Here is a 15,973-nt window from a genome sequence, read left to right on the forward strand (position 1 = left end):
AGTGTGTACGATATCGTCACGTTACACCATGATCGTGCAAGAGCGAAGAAGGGGATAAAAAGATGAAAGACGTGCTATTCGTTGCTGCGGGCGGAGCGCTTGGAACCTCTACCCGTTATGGCCTGCAATCGCTGTTGCCTGCGGCGGGTGCGGATTTTCCACTTGGTGTGCTGCTAATCAATTGGATCGGCTGCCTGTTTCTGGGTTGGTTCTTTACGGTAACCTTGCGATCATGGCGGATCAAGCCGCGATTGCGACTTGCCATCGGAACAGGCTTTACAGGGGGCTTTACCACCTTTTCCACCTTTGCAGTGGATGCTGTCCGCCTCACGGTTCACGATCGTATGCTGACGGCTGTGTTGTACCTGCTGCTTAGCGTAGGCGGAGGGCTGTTTTTGACATGGACAGGTATCCGCCTAGGTTCAAAAATGACGCAGGCTGCTCCCAAGGAGGAACGCTTATGATCTGGTGGGCAGCGGCAGGCGGTATCGTGGGTACACTGGCGAGATACGGGCTTGGCATGTGGGCCGGAAAGAGGTTTGGTACCGCATTTCCGTGGGGGACGTGGATCATTAACGTCAGCGGTTCATTGCTGCTAGGCTGGCTCTATGGCGAGTTTACGCAAAACCATTTGTCTCCTGCACTCTGGATGCTGCTAGGAACAGGCTTTTGTGGCGGCTACACCACCTTTTCCACATTTGGCTATGAATCTCTTCAACTGATGGAGCGTAAAGAATACCGACGCATGGCTACGTATGTACTGTCCTCTGTCGTGGTAGGAGTTGTAGCTGCGGCTATCGGGTACAGAGTCAGTTAAGCTTTATGCATTTTCGAAATAACACGTAAAAATGCAATAAAAAGCTTCCAATCCCGTACTCAAGGCATTTTCAGCCGTGATACGGTTTTGGAAGCTTAGTGCTGTACCTATACAGCTATTTTTTATCTCGTTCTTTGTACAATTCAGGTAAAAGGGATTCAAGTTCAGGTCTTGGATCAGGATCAGACAACTTCATTTCCTCCAGCGTTTGGACGGCAATCCGTAGCACAGTATAATCCCTATACCAACGGTTGTCTGAAGGAACGACATACCAAGGAGCTTGTTTGGTTGCGCTTAGCTCTAATACATCCTCATAATACTGGGTATATTGCTTCCAAAATTTTCGTTCCTGCAAGTCACTTGGATCGAGTTTCCAGTTTTTGTGAGGCTTTTCAATCCGGTCGATCAGCTTTTCTAACTGAAATTGCTTTGAAATATGTAAAAAGATTTTAACCACCTTTACACCATTATCCAGCAACAACTGTTCAAAATGCTTGATATGCTTAATATTCCGTTTGGCCTGCTTATCGGATATCTGTCCGTGAACACGTGTAATCAGCACATCCTCGTAATAAGAACGGTTAAATGCTGCAATATATCCACGTCCTGGGGTAACGCTATGAGCACGCCATAAGAAATCATGACTCAATTCCTCAGCCGTAGGTGATTTAAAGCTGTGGACAGTCACCCCCGCAGGGTTAAGGTTGGAAAATACCTGTTTGATGACGCCATCTTTGCCGCTGCAATCCATACCCTGAAATACAAACAAAACGGATTGTTTTTTCTCTGTAAATAATTTGCTTTGTAATTCCGTGAAGCGTTCCTTCAATTGATCTGTTTCCAGTCGGATTTCTTCTTTATTTTTGATATTTTTTGTATCCTTGGGGTCCCATTCTTTCAAAGAAACTTTTTTACCCGGTGTCAGCATTCCTAATGAATCAGACATAAAGGCACGCTCCTTTTCAATTGAAGTATGATCTTGTCTACATCATATACCCAAATGAGGATGTTATCAAAAGTTCCTTATGTATTAATGGTCTTTCAAGTTAATTCGAAAAGGATTACATAGGGAAGAAGTTAGAAGTCCATTGTAGCGATCTTATTTAAATATGACGGTTCCTATTTTAAATGGGAAGCATACCAATGGATTAAAAAAGGGACGTGCATACACCATGGAAAATTTTTTGCAAGGAATGTTTGTCCAGCATGACAGACATCATAAAGAGCAGATTATCAATTCTTTACAAGCCATTACTAAAAACATCTTTCATTAAAAAAGTCGCCTCCCAAATCTGGAGAGACGACTTTTTTAATTCCCTGCTATATCAATGCAAAATGGTCATTTTATTTAAACTGTTTCAGGCTGAAGTTTTTCAACCTTATCAATGGTTCCGCCACCCAGACAGCGTTCTCCGTCGTAAAATACAACAGCTTGTCCAGGCGTAATGGCCTTTTGATGTACATCGAATATGACATGCACGGTTCCATCCGCAAGCCATTGTAAAGTTACTTGCTGATCAGGTTGGCGATAACGGAACTTGGCTGTGCAACGGAATTCGCTGGTCGGACGAGTATCTGCGCCTTCAATCCAGTTCACGTCCGTTGCAATCAGGCTGGTAGAATACAGACTGTGGTGACGATCACCTTGTACCACATACAGAATATTCTTCTCCAGATCCTTATCCGCTACGAACCACGGTTCGCCTGAACCTGAGCCGCCAATGCCCAAGCCTTGTCGTTGACCCAGTGTATAGTACATCAGACCATCGTGGCGTCCTTTGACTTCACCAGTAGCGATATCCACCATATCTCCACCTTTTGCAGGCAGATATCCACTCAGAAACTCCTTGAAATTACGCTCGCCGATAAAGCATACGCCTGTGCTGTCTTTCTTCTTGGCCGTATACAGTCCTGCAGCTTCCGCAATTTTACGCACTTCTGGTTTCGGCAGATGACCGATAGGGAACATGGCTCGGGACAACTGTGTTTGGCTTAATGCATTTAGGAAATAAGTCTGATCCTTGTTGCTATCCACACCTCGCAGCAAAGTAAAGTGCCCGTCTTCTTCCACAACCCGTGCATAATGTCCAGTAGCAACATAATCTGCTCCCAAATCCAGCGCTTTATTTAGAAACTCGCCGAATTTAATTTCACGGTTACACATGACATCCGGGTTGGGTGTGCGTCCAGCTTTATATTCATCAAGAAAATAGGAGAATACTTTATCGAAGTATTCTTTCTCAAAATTGACGGTATAGTAAGGAATGTCGATCTGTTCACAGACGCGGCGCACATCCTCCGCATCCTCCTCAGCCGTACAACGGCCAAATTCATCCGTGTCATCCCAGTTTTTCATGAAGATGCCGATTACGTCATAGCCCTGCTCCTTCAGCAGCAGCGCGGTAACGGATGAGTCGACGCCACCGGACATCCCGACGACGACACGGGTTTCATGATTGGCTTTAGCCATGGTCATCACCCAATTCTTTCAATATTGTTGTAGAACCCACCTATTGTAACATAAACGATAATAAGATACGATGTTTGGACGATCAAACGACACGGCGAACGATGGAAGAAAGCTATATAAAATGGGCTAAAGCTGTTCCAAATCGCTCGAAAGCAACTTTTTTTAAGATTGTTACCGTAATGTTTCCCTTTACCTGCCCTAATATGTTAACATAAGCTGAGGGTTAGGATCGGAATAGAGAGGTTTACAACACCAGTTATTCCGCGTGTTTAACGGAATTGTTACTATAAGTGAGGTGGCACAATTGAAAATATCAACGAAGGGCCGTTATGGCCTGACCATTATGATGGAACTTGCAGCCAGGTTTGGCGAAGGTCCAACTTCTTTGAAAAGTATTGCCGAAAAAAATCAGTTGTCAGAGCATTATCTGGAACAGCTCATCGCGCCTTTGCGTAATGCAGGTTTGGTAAAAAGTATCCGTGGTGCTTACGGCGGTTATATTTTGGCGAATGAACCGGCAGGAGTAACAGCGGGAGACATCATTCGTGTACTGGAAGGTCCGATATCTCCGGTAGATTTCACGGAAGAAGACGATCCGGCAAAACGTCAGCTGTGGCTGCGGATTCGTGACAGCATCGCTGAAGTGTTGGATTCTACTACACTTAAGGACTTGATCACATACCAAGAACATGATGAATTGGACAATTACATGTTCTATATTTGAGGTGGATTAACATGAACAGAATTTATCTGGATCATGCCGCATCGACTCCTATGCATCCTGAGGTTGCGCAGACTATGATGGACATCATGACCGGCCAATATGGCAACGCTTCGAGCGTTCATGCCTTTGGCCGCGATGCCAAGCGCACCGTCAGCGCTGCTCGGGATGCCGTTGCGGCCTCTTTGGGCTGCAAGCCTGAAGAAATTATATTTACGAGCGGAGGGACAGAAAGCGATAATCTGGCCCTGTTTGGGACGGCTACGGCAGACGGCCGTACTTCCGGGCATATGATTACAACCGCGGTTGAACATCACGCAGTGCTTCATGCTTGTGATGAGCTGGAAAAAGCGGGGTATGAGGTGACTTATGTCCCGGTCAACGGTTTTGGACGCGTGAACCCTGCGGATATCGAGGCTGCCATTCGTCCGGACACTTTTTTGATCAGCATGATGTATGCCAACAATGAGGTGGGCGTCATTCAGCCGATCTCAGAAGTAGGGCAGATTGCGAGAGAACATGGCATTGTATTCCATGTAGATGCGGTTCAAGCTTACGGTCATATATCCATCGACTGCCGGAATCTCCCAATTGACTTACTGAGTGTGTCGGGTCATAAGATTAACGGACCACAAGGGGTGGGTGCATTATATATCCGCCAAGGTACACGCATTCAGCCGCTAATGCATGGGGGACTTCAGGAAAAGAAACGCCGTGCCGGGACAGAAAACATCGCCGGTATTGCGGGTCTGGCTAAAGCCGCAACTCTAGCTAATGCTTCCATTGAGGAGCGTGGGGTGCACGATACGGTTCTTCGCCAGACACTGCTTAAAGGGTTGGAAGACACTCTGGGTAGCCAAAATTTTGTAATTAACGGTGATCCTGATCATTCTTTACCTAATGTCCTTAATGTTAGCTTTCCGGCCATTGGTACAGAGACCATGCTGATGAACCTTGACATGGAAGGAATCGCAGTAGCAAGCGGATCAGCCTGTACTTCCGGATCTCTAGAGCTATCGCATGTATTGCAGGCGATGGATCTTCCTGAAGATGTTTTACATTCAGCGATTCGGTTTAGCTTCGGTTTGGGTAATACTACGGAAGAAATGGAATACACGGCCAAGAAAATTGAAACCATATGGAAGCGGCTGCGTACTAGGTACTAGGGATTTCTCCGCATTTTAATAAGAAGGGAGGGGCGGTTTTCCATTTCATTGCATGAACGGAAGCAAGGTCTGACAGGCATGTAGGAAAAGGACCGCACCTTCGTTCGGATTGCAGAATGAGGAGGTACCCTATATATGAAGCTTCAAGATATGATCGGACTTGCCGTTTTCGATGTGGAGGACGGGAAGCAGATTGGTAAAATACATGACTTTATGGTGACAGCTGATTGGCGGATCACAGGGATCGAGTTGGAAGGAAAAGGGCTTTTTTCTTCTCACGTGAAAATGGTTGCTTGGGATGACATCGTTGCTTACGGTGAGGATGCGATCATGATTCGCAATCAGCAGGCTGTCCGTAAAACGGAGGCCCATGATATACAACATACGTACTTGCTTGGACCCGGTAAACTGAAGGATCTATCCGTGCTAACAGAGGAAGGGCTTATGCTCGGGCACATCTCGGATGTTTATTTTGACCAGGAAATGGGCAATAACATAATAGGCTTGGAAATCAGCGATGGTTTTGTATCGGATATTATAGAGGGGCGGAAATGGCTGCCCTGCACCGAAGATATGTCCATCGGGGAAAATGCTGTTATGGTTCCCCCGTTAAGCGAGCAGCGTCTGGAAAAAGCCATATATTCTGTTAATGGATAGGGTGAGTTTATTGAGATGTCCGAATTGTAATTCCAAAGATATCGGCAAAATCGGCTCCCATCAATTTTATTGCTGGGGATGCTTTATCGAACTTCAGGTGAATGGTGAAAAAATGTCTGTCTACCAAGTGGAAGAGGATGGAACGCTCAGTTCGCTGGACGACCTATTCTTTGGAGATGAGATGGCACAACAGGACTTGCCGCAAATTCATGCTTCTTCCTAAGCTTGACACCGAAAGTGGACAGGCTGCTTGCTAAGAGGTGTGATCTACATACGCTTAGTAGGTTGGATAATGCTTGATAAAAACAACGAAGAGGGTGCCCCGAACGGCCATATTGGCTGGGGCACCCTCTTTTGTATACCGTTTTTGTGAAGATGGTTAGTTCTACAATTTAAAGCGTTTGACCTCTTCCAATAAAAGATCTGCATGAGAATCGAGTTTGGCAGAAAGGTCGGCAATATTGTTCATGGCATGACCTTGTTCTTGCACAGAGGAAGCCACTTCCTCTGTAGATGCTGCACTTTGTTCAGAAACAGCGACAACGCTGGAAATGACATCGGAAATATGTCCAGCATTCACACGGAGATGATCTGTAGCAGCGGTAACGTCCTCAATTTGGGCAAGCATATGCTGAGAAGCCCCACGAATGGATTCAAACGCCTGTCTCGTTGCAATGGCAGCATGCTCCTGTTCTACAGTTACAGCAAGAGCCTTCTTCATTTCCTCCGCGCTTTGTACTCCTGCAATTTTAATTTCTTCCAGCTTACTCATGATACTGTCACTGGAACTGCCCGCTTGCTCAGCCAGCTTTCTCACTTCTCCCGCGACGACGGCAAAACCTCGTCCGTGTTCTCCGGCCCGTGCCGCTTCGATGGATGCATTGAGGGCCAGCAGGTTTGTTTGTGCGGCGATATCGTGGATGGCCCCGGCCAGCCGCTCAATATCCTGAGTTTTCAGCGCGAGCGAATCTACGGCTTCTCCTGCCGCAGTCGTCGTTTGTCTGGACTCGGCGGCCAGTTTCGCTTGACGTTCTGCTGTTTCATACCCTGCAAGCACGGCAGAATCTGTTTCGAAAACGGCAGTTTGGGTCCGTTTAACACTTTCGCCAATCTGGTCGATGGAGCCTGTCATGTGAGTCAGCTTCTCAGAGCCGGAATATACAGCTTCAGCCTGATCGCTCGCTCCTTGGGCAAGCTCCTGAACTGCACTGGAGATTTGTGACGCGATGGTTCCAGTATCCTTAGCGTGCTGATGCATATCATGGGAAGCTGAGCTGACATCGCCCGCCGTATCTGATACCTTGCGCAACAGGTGAGAGAGATTATCAGACATGATATTAAAATCTGTCCCCAGGCTGGCAATTTCATCTTTACCTTTAACATCCACACGAGCGGTCATATCGCCTTCAGCTATACGTTTGACATTCGCTTGGAGTCTGCGAATCGGCTTAATAAAGTTGTTTGCCGCCCAGATCGCCAGCAGCATAGCGACAACCAAGATGATAGCAACCGTTATAATCAACATATTACGAGTGGAGTAATACTCCTGAAAAGCAATATCTTTGGAAATGGACAACCCTACAATCCAGCCTGTGCTAGGCATCTTTTTAAAATAAAGCTGACGGTCACTACCATTATAGCTATAGTCTGTTTCTCCCGAAGCTGCGCTCAGCAGGGCCGCGGTTGATGAACCCAACTCGGGATTGTCCTTGAGGTTTTTGCCAGCCAGCTTGTTGTCTGGGTGCGCGATCACGGCTCCATTTTGGTCAATCAAAAATGCGTAGCCCAATCCGTTCAGGTCTATGCTTTTAATTATTTTTGTCATATCGTTGAGCATTATATCCTCGCTGACCACACCAGTGACGGAGCCATTCGAATTTTTGAGAGGCTTCGCAATAGAAATGGTGAAATTCGTACTATTTGCATCAATGTACGGGGACGAGTAATACATTTCTCCCTTGGTTTTGGCATCCTTGTACCACGGTCGAGCGCGAGGATCATAACCTGCTTCAAACCAGCCAGATCCATCCCAGTAGGCTCCATCTTCAAAGCCTGCGTAAATATTGGAAATATTTTGATCTTTATAGTTTTGAAAAGCTGCCTTCAGAGATACGGCTTTGGCATCTGATGAAATATCGCTGGATTCCAGACCTGCAGCCAATGTTTCAATAATTTTGGCATTACCACCTATCCATCCGTCGAGCTGATGGACGGTTTCGGAGGTTTTGCTGTTCATAAGCTCTTCGATATCATGATTGGCCTGATTTTTAACGCTTGTCATGCTAATGATCGACAATGGCCCAGCTGCAACGATAACAATGCAAGTGAAAAGGAGAATAAGCTTGATTTTTAAGTTCATGTAACGACCCCCGATGTTTCAGAAATGTGAAAACTTAGAGTAGTGCTTTGTACTTATATCGTCAGATGGAATGACTTTGTTAATTGTTTTCATCCGTTTTCATCATTTTTTTACAATGGTAATCTATGGGGCATTCCAGACTCGCGGGAAGGATTAAAGTAGAGGTACAGGCATATACTTAAAGGAGGCTAGTCCAGTAAGGGGGCACGAAATGGAGCAATTAACGAAAAGTAGACTGTTCCGGTACGGAATATGGACGCTGCTGGGACTTGTCATTCTATATTTTATCTGGCTGCTGCGACCTTTGTTTTTGCATTTGTATGAATTTCTGAAAACAATCATTGCTCCGTTTGCGGTAGCGATGATCATCTCCTATGTACTTAATCCGGTTGTCAGTATGCTGGGCGGTCGCAAGGTGCCTCGAAGCGTAGCTGTGCTGCTCATCTATGCTGTGTTTTTAGCCAGTCTCGTTGTGATTCTGATGAACCTGATTCCGATGTTCATTGAACAACTAGATGAGCTGAATGAGCATCTGCCTGAGCTGACCATGCATGCACAAGGATTAATGACGAATATGGATAGCGGCATTTTGCCCCAAGGGGTGCGAACGGGTATGAATCAATGGTTTTTCCAACTAGAGAATCGGATGGCAACAGGGATTTCTAACTTTATGGATAACATCGGCGGGATGATCAATATGCTGTTCAATGTGTTCATTGTACCGTTCCTCATTTTTTATATTTTGAAGGATTTTGATGTGTTCGAGCGGACGATTGTGTCTTACCTCCCGCGTTCTCGTCGCAAGGCGATTGTAACGGTACTTAAGGAAATTGATCAGGCGCTTGGCAACTATGTCAGGGGACAATTACTGGTATGCGTCATTATTGGAGTGATGGCTTATCTCGGATATATGCTCATTGGCATGCCTTATGCGCTGTTGCTGGCAGGAGTGGTTGCGATTTTTAACATCGTTCCGTATTTGGGTCCCTTTTTGGGAGCCGCTCCGGCAGTAGTCATGGCTTCTACGGTCTCCTTAAAAATGGTGCTTTTGGTCGTGGTCGTTAACACCTGTATTCAAGTGTTGGAGAGCAATGTCATTTCTCCCCAGGTGGTGGGACGAACGTTGCATCTGCATCCGATAGCTATTATTTTCGCTCTGCTAGTGGGTGGGGAAATTGCGGGAATTACCGGCTTGATTTTAGCGGTTCCCGTGATGGCAGTTTTAAAGGTAGGACTTCAGCATTTTTTTGCTTATTACGTGAAGCGGAAAACAATCTGATTTTGTCCATACACCGTATGTATCTTGTCTGAAATCGCGTTGACACGGCTAAATGACACGGATATACTGAGTTGAGTATGTTTAAATGTGTTTATCCAGTAGGGAAAGCTCATTTCGAAGTGCGGGCTGAACCCGCCGGGATGCTCCCGTTACCAGTGAAAACAAGGCGATCGATCGTCCGTTAAGCAAATGTTGGTGTGCAGCTTGCGCATGGGCATTTCGTACAGAGGGGACGGCGTTAACCAGGGTGGTACCGCGATACAATCGTCCCTGATCCGTTCAGGGGCGTTTTTCTGTTTTTTTATGGCCTGTGCCAGGAACCAGTGACACCATAATTAGGAGGCTACTTATATGAAAGCTAGTGAAATCCGCTCCAAATGGCTGGAGTTTTTTGAAAGCAAGGGACATGTGATTGAACCAAGCGCGCCGCTTGTTCCACATAAAGATCCTTCCCTGCTGTGGATTAATGCGGGTATGGCACCGCTTAAGCCTTATTTTGACGGACGTGTGAAGCCAGAAAATCCACGTATTGCCAATTCGCAAAAATGTATCCGGACGAACGATATTGAGAATGTCGGTAAAACGCGCCGCCATCACACCTTTTTCGAAATGCTCGGCAACTTTTCCATTGGTGACTATTTTAAGGAAGAAGTCATTACATGGGCATGGGAGTTTCTGACGGATCCAAAATGGATTGGTTTTGATCCAGAACGTCTGGCTGTAACTGTGTATCCTGAGGATGAGGAAGCGTACAAGCTGTGGAACGAAAAAGTTGGACTTCCTGCCGAGCGTATCATCAAACTGGAAGATAACTTCTGGGATATCGGTGAAGGCCCTTGTGGACCTTGTACGGAAATCTTTTATGATCGTGGCGAAGCCTACGGCAGCGACATGACGGACCCTGAAATGTATCCGGGGGGAGAAAATGAGCGTTATCTGGAAGTGTGGAACCTCGTATTCTCACAATTCAACCATAACAAAGACGGCAGCTATACGCCGCTTCCGAACAAAAATATTGATACAGGGGCTGGATTAGAGCGTTTTGCATCCATTTTGCAAAATGTGGATTCCAACTTTGATACGGATATCTTCCAGCCACTAATCCAAAAAACAGCCGCGATGGCAGGAGTAAAATATAACGAAAATGTGGACAGTGACGTAGCTCTTAAAGTTATTGCTGACCATGTCCGCACCGTAGCTTTTGCAATTGGTGACGGTGTGCTGCCTTCTAATGAAGGACGGGGTTACGTGATTCGCCGTTTGCTGCGCCGGGCTGTGCGCTATGGAAAAATGCTGGGCATGAACCGTCCATTTATGTTTGAGCTGGTGGAAACCGTTGGGGATGTCATGGGTGTGTATTACCCTGAGGTAGTGGACAAGCGTGATTTCATCATTAAAGTGATCAAAACGGAAGAGGAACGCTTCCATGAAACACTGACAGATGGATTGGCAATTTTGTCCGATATCAGTGCTCAGGCGAAGGCCGAAGGTCGCAATGTCATTAGCGGAGCAGATGCTTTCAAACTGTATGATACGTACGGGTTCCCATTCGATCTCACAGAGGATTATGCGGACGAGCAGGGCTTGAAAGTAGACCGTGAAGGTTTTGATGAAGCGATGCAGGAGCAACGAAAACGTGCCCGTGATGCTCATCAGGACAGCGCGAGCATGAAGATTCAGGGCGGAGCTTTGTCCGATCTGGCGGTTAAAAGTGAATTTGTTGGATATAATGACCTCGTAACTGAGTCTAAAATAGTGGCGATTGTATATGAAGATGTACTGGTGGACAGTGTTAGTGAAGGGCAGTCTTGTCAGGTCGTGCTGGATGTGACTCCTTTCTATGCCGAAAGCGGAGGACAAGTCAGTGACCAAGGCTTGCTGCGTGGAGGTACGGTAACTGCGAAGGTCGAAGGGCTGTTTAAGGCGCCACAAGGTCAGCATGTGCATCAGGTTGTTGTAGAAGCCGGTGAGCTGAACGTTGGCGATACGGTGAAAGCAGAAGTAGATCAAGCTTCACGTGGAGAAATTGAGAAAAACCATACGGCTACGCATTTGCTTCACAAAGCGCTTAAAGAAGTGCTGGGTGACCATGTCAATCAAGCGGGTTCTTTGGTAGAGCCTGGGCGTCTGCGTTTTGACTTCTCCCATTTTGGAAGCATTACACCAGAAGAGCTGGCGGATATTGAACTGCGTGTAAACCGTGCCATCTGGAGCCAACTGGATGTTAGTATTGAACTGAAACCGATTGATGAAGCCAAGGCTCTCGGAGCAATGGCGCTGTTCGGTGAAAAGTATGGAGATATCGTACGGGTCGTTAAGGTAGGCGATTACAGCATTGAACTATGCGGTGGCTGTCATGTCAGCAATACTTCGCAAATTGGCTTGTTCAAGCTTGTCAGCGAGAGCGGCATTGGATCAGGTGTACGTCGTATCGAAGCGGTGACCGGACGTTTTGGCTTTGAATATATGGAAGGTCAATTAGAGCTGTTGAAGGTGTCAGCTGGGCTTGTAAAATCCAAGCTGTCTGAGGTGCCAAAGCGTATCGAATCTTTGCAGCAACAAATTAAAGACCTCAGTCGTGAAAATGAATCGCTGCAAAGCAAGCTGAGCGTTATTGAGGCGGGCCAGCTGACCGATCAGGTCGTGCAAGTAGGCGGGGTGCAGCTGTTGGCTGCACGCGTGCAGGCTTCCAGCATGGATGCGTTGCGTGCGATTGCTGATGAACTGAAAGGGAAACTTCCGGCTGCTGTGCTGGTGCTCGGCGCTGCAATGGACGACAAAGTTAATTTTGTCGTAGCAGTTCCGGCAGAGCATACCAAGGCTGGACTTCATGCAGGCAAGCTCGTGAAAGAAATTGCTGCCGTATGCGGTGGCGGTGGTGGCGGACGACCTGACATGGCGCAAGCCGGTGGTAAGGATGCCAGCAAGCTGGACGAAGCACTTCAACGTGCGCATGAACTGGTGTCGGCAGCCTCACAAGGATAAAGTTCGATAATTTTTGCGGATTTTTGGGAAAAAACGGGCTTAGATATTTCCTTGTAGGGCTTTGCTTATGGTATGATGTAAAAGAATAAGCTGGCATAAACATGTACACATGTTTTGTGGAAGCGAGGTGTCAACAATGGATTCCATGGACAAAACGGTCAAATTTAATGTCAAGGCAGATGAGAAGGAAGCTTCTGCACAGGAGATTTTGTTGACCGTATATGATGCGCTGGTGGAAAAAGAATACAATCCGATCAATCAAATCGTCGGCTATTTGCTATCCGGTGATCCGGCTTATGTGCCACGGCATAATAATGCCAGAAGCCTGGTACGTAAAAAAGAGCGCGATGAGTTGATTGAAGAGTTGGTTCGTTTCTATCTCGCCAAGCACCGTTAGGAGACAGGCATGAAAGTAATGGGATTGGATTACGGGGATCGCCGAATTGGGGTCGCCGTAAGTGATGCCTTCGGCTGGACCGCCCAAGGATTGGAAGTCATAGAACGACGCGGTGACGACAGTGAGTTCGGTAAAATTGCAAATTTAGTTCGTGACAATGAGGTGGGCGAGGTTGTTGTAGGTTTGCCAAAAAACATGAACGGAACCGTGGGTCCACGCGGTGAGATTTGCATCGAGTTTGCGAACCGACTCAAGGAGTTACTGGGTTTACCCGTTCACCTTTGGGATGAACGGCTGACGACGCGTTCGGCGGAGCGTACGCTTCTGGAGGCCGACGTCAGCCGAAAAAAACGCAAGCAGGTGGTAGATAAACTGGCCGCAAGCCTGATCTTGCAAAACTATTTGGACGCACACAGTACAAGGTGAGGGGGATTTCGTAATGGCTGAAAATCAAGTGGGTATGGAAGAAGAGCCGGAAATTATTTATATTGCCGATGACGAGGGCAACGAGGAAGAGTTCGAGGTCATTATGAAGTTTGAGGTAGATGGTTCCGAAGCGAAGTACATGATGGTTGCGCCAGTGGACCCTGAAGCTGATGAGTCCGATGTGTACGCCTTCCGTTACGAGGAAGAAGGCGATGATATTAAATTGTTTGTGATCCAAGACGATGCCGAATGGGAAATCGTCGAAGAGACCTTTAATACATTTGTAGAAGAAGATGAAGAGGAAGACGGGAAATGACGAGCTATTCACGTGAAGACCTGAGTTGGACCTCTGATTTGAAGGAAACGTTCGACGGCGATGTAGAGCTGCAGGATGAACAGGGCCATGCGATTCGCATGGAATTGGAAGCAGAGTTCAAGGTAGGTGAGCAACGGTACGCCGTATTGCGTAGACCTGGGGCTGCTGTTGGCGAACATGAACTTTACCATGTAAGCTCATCCACAGACGGCGAAATCTCCATCACCACCATTGAAGATGATGATGAGTGGGAAGATATTTCCGAGCTGTACGACGAATGTACGTTGCCGGAAGAACTGTAAGTCTGGATAACGATGAGATCAAACCTGAAAGGGCGGACCAGTCCGCCCTTTTTGGCTGTGAAGGAGTTGGGTGGATGTGAAGCGAAGGACAAGGATGTTTACGTTATTTCTACTGCTTATCATTATAGCAGGAGGTGCAGCCCTCTATATCTGGAATGCCATGCAGCCTGTTCAGCCCCAAACACAACCCGTTGCTTTTACGGTGGTGCAGGGAACAGGAACATCGGCTATTGCAGATACGCTGGAGCAAAAGGGACTTATACGTAATGCGCTCGTGTTTAAGGCTTATGTAAAATTCAAACAGCAAGGAAGCGGATTTCAGGCCGGAAAATATGAGGCGAAGCCTGGCGCAACCTTTGATCAGTTGATTACTAAGTTATCGGCTGGAGATGTTGTCAAAGAGGAAATGATTCGTTTTACAATCCCGGAAGGTTTTACGATTAGACAGATGGCTGATAAGCTGCAAAAGGAAGGACTGGCAGACCGGCAGCAATTTTTGCAGCTGGCCAACGATCCGTCCGCTTTTGACGTCGCGCTGGTGCGGGACATTCCAAAGCAGGCGGGGCTTCGCTATGCGCTGGAGGGCTATCTTTTCCCGGAAACCTATGAGCTGAAAAAGGGCAGCACGGCCAAAGATATTATACAGGCGATGCTAGAACAGACACAAAAGCGGTTGGAAACTGTTTCCGATTTGGATGCGAAGCTAAAACAACGGGGTGAAACGCTGCATCAACTGCTGACAGTTGCTTCTCTAGTAGAGCGCGAAGTGGTTGTGGAAGATGAGCGGTCTGTAGTAGCTGGCGTCATTTATAACCGACTCAAACAGGATAAGAAGCTGGAAATTGATGCTACAGTTCAATATATGCTGGATAAGCAAAAGGAACGGCTGTATTACAAGGATTTGGCTGTGGAAAGCCCTTATAATACGTATATGCATCAGGGACTTCCACCAGGGCCGATTGCAAGTCCCAGTCTGAAATCAGTGATAGCGGCTTTACAGCCGAAAGCTACAGATTATTTGTTTTACGTGACCAAAAAAGATGGGACACATGAACATTTGTTTGCCAAAACGTATAAAGAACATTTGCATAACATTCAGGTAAGTAACCGTAAGACAAATTAGGAGGTGAGCCTATGGCTTACAAACCCGAACTACTGGCAACTGCCAGCTCTTCGGAGGATGCCCGCCATATGCTGGAGGCTGGAGCTACTGCATTACTTATTGGAGATGACCGCTTTGGAATGCGGCTGCCGGGACATTTTACACCGGACCAAATCCGTGAAGTGGTGGAAGAGGCACGGAAGCATACGGCGCAGGTATACGTATCCATGACGAATTTGATGACGAACGAGCTATTGCCGCTCCTTCCCGAATATGTGCAGACCCTAGCTGGATGCGGCATAGACGCCATTGAGTTTAATGATCCCGCAGTGCTCATGGCCGTGAAGGAGTACGCCCCGCATCTTAAGCTGTTCTGGAACGGTGAGATGATCTCCACCAACTTCGCAACCGCCAACTATTGGGGTGAAAAAGGAGCTTCCCGGGTCATTTTGGCTCGTGAGCTCAGTATGGATGAAATTACCGAAATGATACCAAAGTTGAACATAGAAGCACAGGTTCAGGTACATGGCATGACCAATATTTATCACTCCAAGCGTAAGCTTGTTCAAAGTTACATGCTGCACCAGGGACGTAATGTAGAAGGCGATTTGGGTAGAGGGCGCGGCTTGTTTCTGATTGAAGCAGAGCGAAAGGAAGAGAAGTTCCCCATCTACGAGGATATTAATGGGACACATATTATGAGTTCAGATGATTTTTGTATCATGGAGGACCTGCATATTCTGATGGAGGCGGGCGTGCATAGTTTTAAGATCGAGGGCTTATTGAAACCTACGGCTTACAATGAGGCGGTTGTTCGTGCTTATCGTAAAGCCATAGATAATTATACAGCTGACCCGGATGCTTATGCTTATGATGAAAGCTGGCTGGATGAAGTTCGCCGTCTTCAAGATCCGGAACGGGAACTTTCCTTCGGATTTTTCTATAAAGAGCAGGTTTATTAATTTTAAAATGAATT

17 protein-coding genes are annotated in these 15,973 nt (G+C 46.9%); 14 read left to right on the forward strand and 3 right to left on the reverse strand.

The window, feature by feature from the left end:
- Positions 1-62: 62 nt before the first annotated feature.
- Both crcB (MKX59_RS07445) and crcB (MKX59_RS07450) read left to right on the forward strand, forming a co-directional pair.
- A complete protein-coding gene (gene crcB, locus MKX59_RS07445; protein ID WP_069079956.1) occupies positions 63-464 on the forward strand; it encodes a fluoride efflux transporter CrcB in 402 nt (133 codons plus the stop codon).
- Complete coding sequence (crcB, locus tag MKX59_RS07450) at positions 461-817, forward strand: fluoride efflux transporter CrcB (RefSeq protein WP_069079957.1); 357 nt, start codon at positions 461-463, stop codon at positions 815-817. The genes crcB (MKX59_RS07445) and crcB (MKX59_RS07450) overlap by 4 nt, the downstream gene beginning before the upstream one ends.
- A gap of 115 nt (positions 818-932) precedes the next feature.
- Here crcB (MKX59_RS07450) and MKX59_RS07455 read toward each other — a convergent pair whose 3' ends face one another.
- Both MKX59_RS07455 and mnmA read right to left on the reverse strand, forming a co-directional pair.
- The gene (locus MKX59_RS07455) at positions 933-1,763 is read right to left on the reverse strand and encodes a PPK2 family polyphosphate kinase (RefSeq protein WP_023989912.1); all 831 of its coding nucleotides are present in this window, start codon (positions 1,761-1,763) and stop codon (positions 933-935) included.
- 402 nt (positions 1,764-2,165) lie between these two features.
- The gene (gene mnmA, locus MKX59_RS07460) at positions 2,166-3,287 is read right to left on the reverse strand and encodes a tRNA 2-thiouridine(34) synthase MnmA (protein WP_023989910.1); all 1,122 of its coding nucleotides are present in this window, start codon (positions 3,285-3,287) and stop codon (positions 2,166-2,168) included.
- Positions 3,288-3,591: 304 nt separating this feature from the next.
- Between mnmA and cymR the strand changes: the two genes are divergently transcribed.
- From cymR to MKX59_RS07480, 4 genes are all read left to right on the forward strand, one after another.
- Positions 3,592-4,011 carry a cysteine metabolism transcriptional regulator CymR gene (gene cymR, locus MKX59_RS07465; protein WP_013311532.1) on the forward strand — a complete coding sequence of 140 codons (420 nt, stop codon included), beginning with the start codon at positions 3,592-3,594 and terminating at the stop codon, positions 4,009-4,011.
- Between the two features lie 11 nt (positions 4,012-4,022).
- Positions 4,023-5,174 (forward strand): cysteine desulfurase family protein, encoded by a 1,152-nt coding sequence (locus MKX59_RS07470; RefSeq protein WP_053325958.1) that lies wholly within the window; start codon positions 4,023-4,025, stop codon positions 5,172-5,174.
- A gap of 135 nt (positions 5,175-5,309) precedes the next feature.
- Positions 5,310-5,831 carry a PRC-barrel domain-containing protein gene (locus MKX59_RS07475; RefSeq protein ID WP_013311530.1) on the forward strand — a complete coding sequence of 174 codons (522 nt, stop codon included), beginning with the start codon at positions 5,310-5,312 and terminating at the stop codon, positions 5,829-5,831.
- A gap of 10 nt (positions 5,832-5,841) precedes the next feature.
- The gene (locus tag MKX59_RS07480) at positions 5,842-6,054 is read left to right on the forward strand and encodes a hypothetical protein (protein ID WP_013311529.1); all 213 of its coding nucleotides are present in this window, start codon (positions 5,842-5,844) and stop codon (positions 6,052-6,054) included.
- Between the two features lie 162 nt (positions 6,055-6,216).
- Here MKX59_RS07480 and MKX59_RS07485 read toward each other — a convergent pair whose 3' ends face one another.
- The gene (locus MKX59_RS07485; RefSeq protein ID WP_076265326.1) at positions 6,217-8,190 is read right to left on the reverse strand and encodes a methyl-accepting chemotaxis protein; all 1,974 of its coding nucleotides are present in this window, start codon (positions 8,188-8,190) and stop codon (positions 6,217-6,219) included.
- A gap of 211 nt (positions 8,191-8,401) precedes the next feature.
- On the opposite strand from MKX59_RS07485, the gene MKX59_RS07490 reads away from it, so the two are divergent.
- From MKX59_RS07490 to MKX59_RS07525, 8 genes are all read left to right on the forward strand, one after another.
- Positions 8,402-9,469: an AI-2E family transporter gene (locus MKX59_RS07490; protein WP_023989907.1), complete on the forward strand. Its 1,068-nt coding sequence runs from the start codon at positions 8,402-8,404 to the stop codon at positions 9,467-9,469.
- A 351-nt stretch (positions 9,470-9,820) separates the two neighbouring features.
- Positions 9,821-12,454, forward strand: coding sequence for an alanine--tRNA ligase (gene alaS, locus MKX59_RS07495; RefSeq protein WP_053325956.1), 2,634 nt, complete (start codon positions 9,821-9,823; stop codon positions 12,452-12,454).
- 136 nt (positions 12,455-12,590) lie between these two features.
- Positions 12,591-12,851 (forward strand): IreB family regulatory phosphoprotein, encoded by a 261-nt coding sequence (locus MKX59_RS07500; RefSeq protein WP_007431624.1) that lies wholly within the window; start codon positions 12,591-12,593, stop codon positions 12,849-12,851.
- A 9-nt stretch (positions 12,852-12,860) separates the two neighbouring features.
- Positions 12,861-13,277 (forward strand): Holliday junction resolvase RuvX, encoded by a 417-nt coding sequence (gene ruvX, locus MKX59_RS07505; RefSeq protein ID WP_014282932.1) that lies wholly within the window; start codon positions 12,861-12,863, stop codon positions 13,275-13,277.
- A 13-nt stretch (positions 13,278-13,290) separates the two neighbouring features.
- Positions 13,291-13,593, forward strand: a complete 303-nt coding sequence (locus tag MKX59_RS07510) for a DUF1292 domain-containing protein (protein ID WP_023989904.1) — start codon at positions 13,291-13,293, stop codon at positions 13,591-13,593.
- Positions 13,590-13,895, forward strand: coding sequence for a DUF1292 domain-containing protein (locus tag MKX59_RS07515; RefSeq protein ID WP_013311522.1), 306 nt, complete (start codon positions 13,590-13,592; stop codon positions 13,893-13,895). Before MKX59_RS07510 ends, MKX59_RS07515 begins: the two co-directional genes overlap by 4 nt.
- Before the next feature lie 94 nt (positions 13,896-13,989).
- Complete coding sequence (gene mltG / locus MKX59_RS07520) at positions 13,990-15,018, forward strand: endolytic transglycosylase MltG (RefSeq protein ID WP_076265324.1); 1,029 nt, start codon at positions 13,990-13,992, stop codon at positions 15,016-15,018.
- A gap of 11 nt (positions 15,019-15,029) precedes the next feature.
- Positions 15,030-15,959, forward strand: a complete 930-nt coding sequence (locus MKX59_RS07525; protein WP_076265323.1) for a peptidase U32 family protein — start codon at positions 15,030-15,032, stop codon at positions 15,957-15,959.
- Positions 15,960-15,973: the final 14 nt, after the last annotated feature.

It is taken from the genome of Paenibacillus sp. FSL R7-0340 (assembly GCF_038002205.1).
GTDB classification, from domain to species: domain Bacteria; phylum Bacillota; class Bacilli; order Paenibacillales; family Paenibacillaceae; genus Paenibacillus; species Paenibacillus polymyxa_B.

Bases quoted from the DNA above. Each gene is read 5' to 3' on its own strand.
- crcB (WP_069079956.1), top strand. From the start codon at position 63: ATGAAAGACGTGCTATTCGTTGCTGCGGGCGGAGCGCTTGGAACCTCT.
- crcB (WP_069079957.1), top strand. From the start codon at position 461: ATGATCTGGTGGGCAGCGGCAGGCGGTATCGTGGGTACACTGGCGAGA.
- MKX59_RS07455 (WP_023989912.1), bottom strand. From the start codon at position 1,763: ATGTCTGATTCATTAGGAATGCTGACACCGGGTAAAAAAGTTTCTTTG.
- mnmA (WP_023989910.1), bottom strand. From the start codon at position 3,287: ATGGCTAAAGCCAATCATGAAACCCGTGTCGTCGTCGGGATGTCCGGT.
- MKX59_RS07470 (WP_053325958.1), top strand. From the start codon at position 4,023: ATGAACAGAATTTATCTGGATCATGCCGCATCGACTCCTATGCATCCT.
- MKX59_RS07475 (WP_013311530.1), top strand. From the start codon at position 5,310: ATGAAGCTTCAAGATATGATCGGACTTGCCGTTTTCGATGTGGAGGAC.
- MKX59_RS07485 (WP_076265326.1), bottom strand. From the start codon at position 8,190: ATGAACTTAAAAATCAAGCTTATTCTCCTTTTCACTTGCATTGTTATC.
- MKX59_RS07490 (WP_023989907.1), top strand. From the start codon at position 8,402: ATGGAGCAATTAACGAAAAGTAGACTGTTCCGGTACGGAATATGGACG.
- alaS (WP_053325956.1), top strand. From the start codon at position 9,821: ATGAAAGCTAGTGAAATCCGCTCCAAATGGCTGGAGTTTTTTGAAAGC.
- MKX59_RS07500 (WP_007431624.1), top strand. From the start codon at position 12,591: ATGGATTCCATGGACAAAACGGTCAAATTTAATGTCAAGGCAGATGAG.
- ruvX (WP_014282932.1), top strand. From the start codon at position 12,861: ATGAAAGTAATGGGATTGGATTACGGGGATCGCCGAATTGGGGTCGCC.
- MKX59_RS07510 (WP_023989904.1), top strand. From the start codon at position 13,291: ATGGCTGAAAATCAAGTGGGTATGGAAGAAGAGCCGGAAATTATTTAT.
- MKX59_RS07515 (WP_013311522.1), top strand. From the start codon at position 13,590: ATGACGAGCTATTCACGTGAAGACCTGAGTTGGACCTCTGATTTGAAG.
- mltG (WP_076265324.1), top strand. From the start codon at position 13,990: ATGTTTACGTTATTTCTACTGCTTATCATTATAGCAGGAGGTGCAGCC.
- MKX59_RS07525 (WP_076265323.1), top strand. From the start codon at position 15,030: ATGGCTTACAAACCCGAACTACTGGCAACTGCCAGCTCTTCGGAGGAT.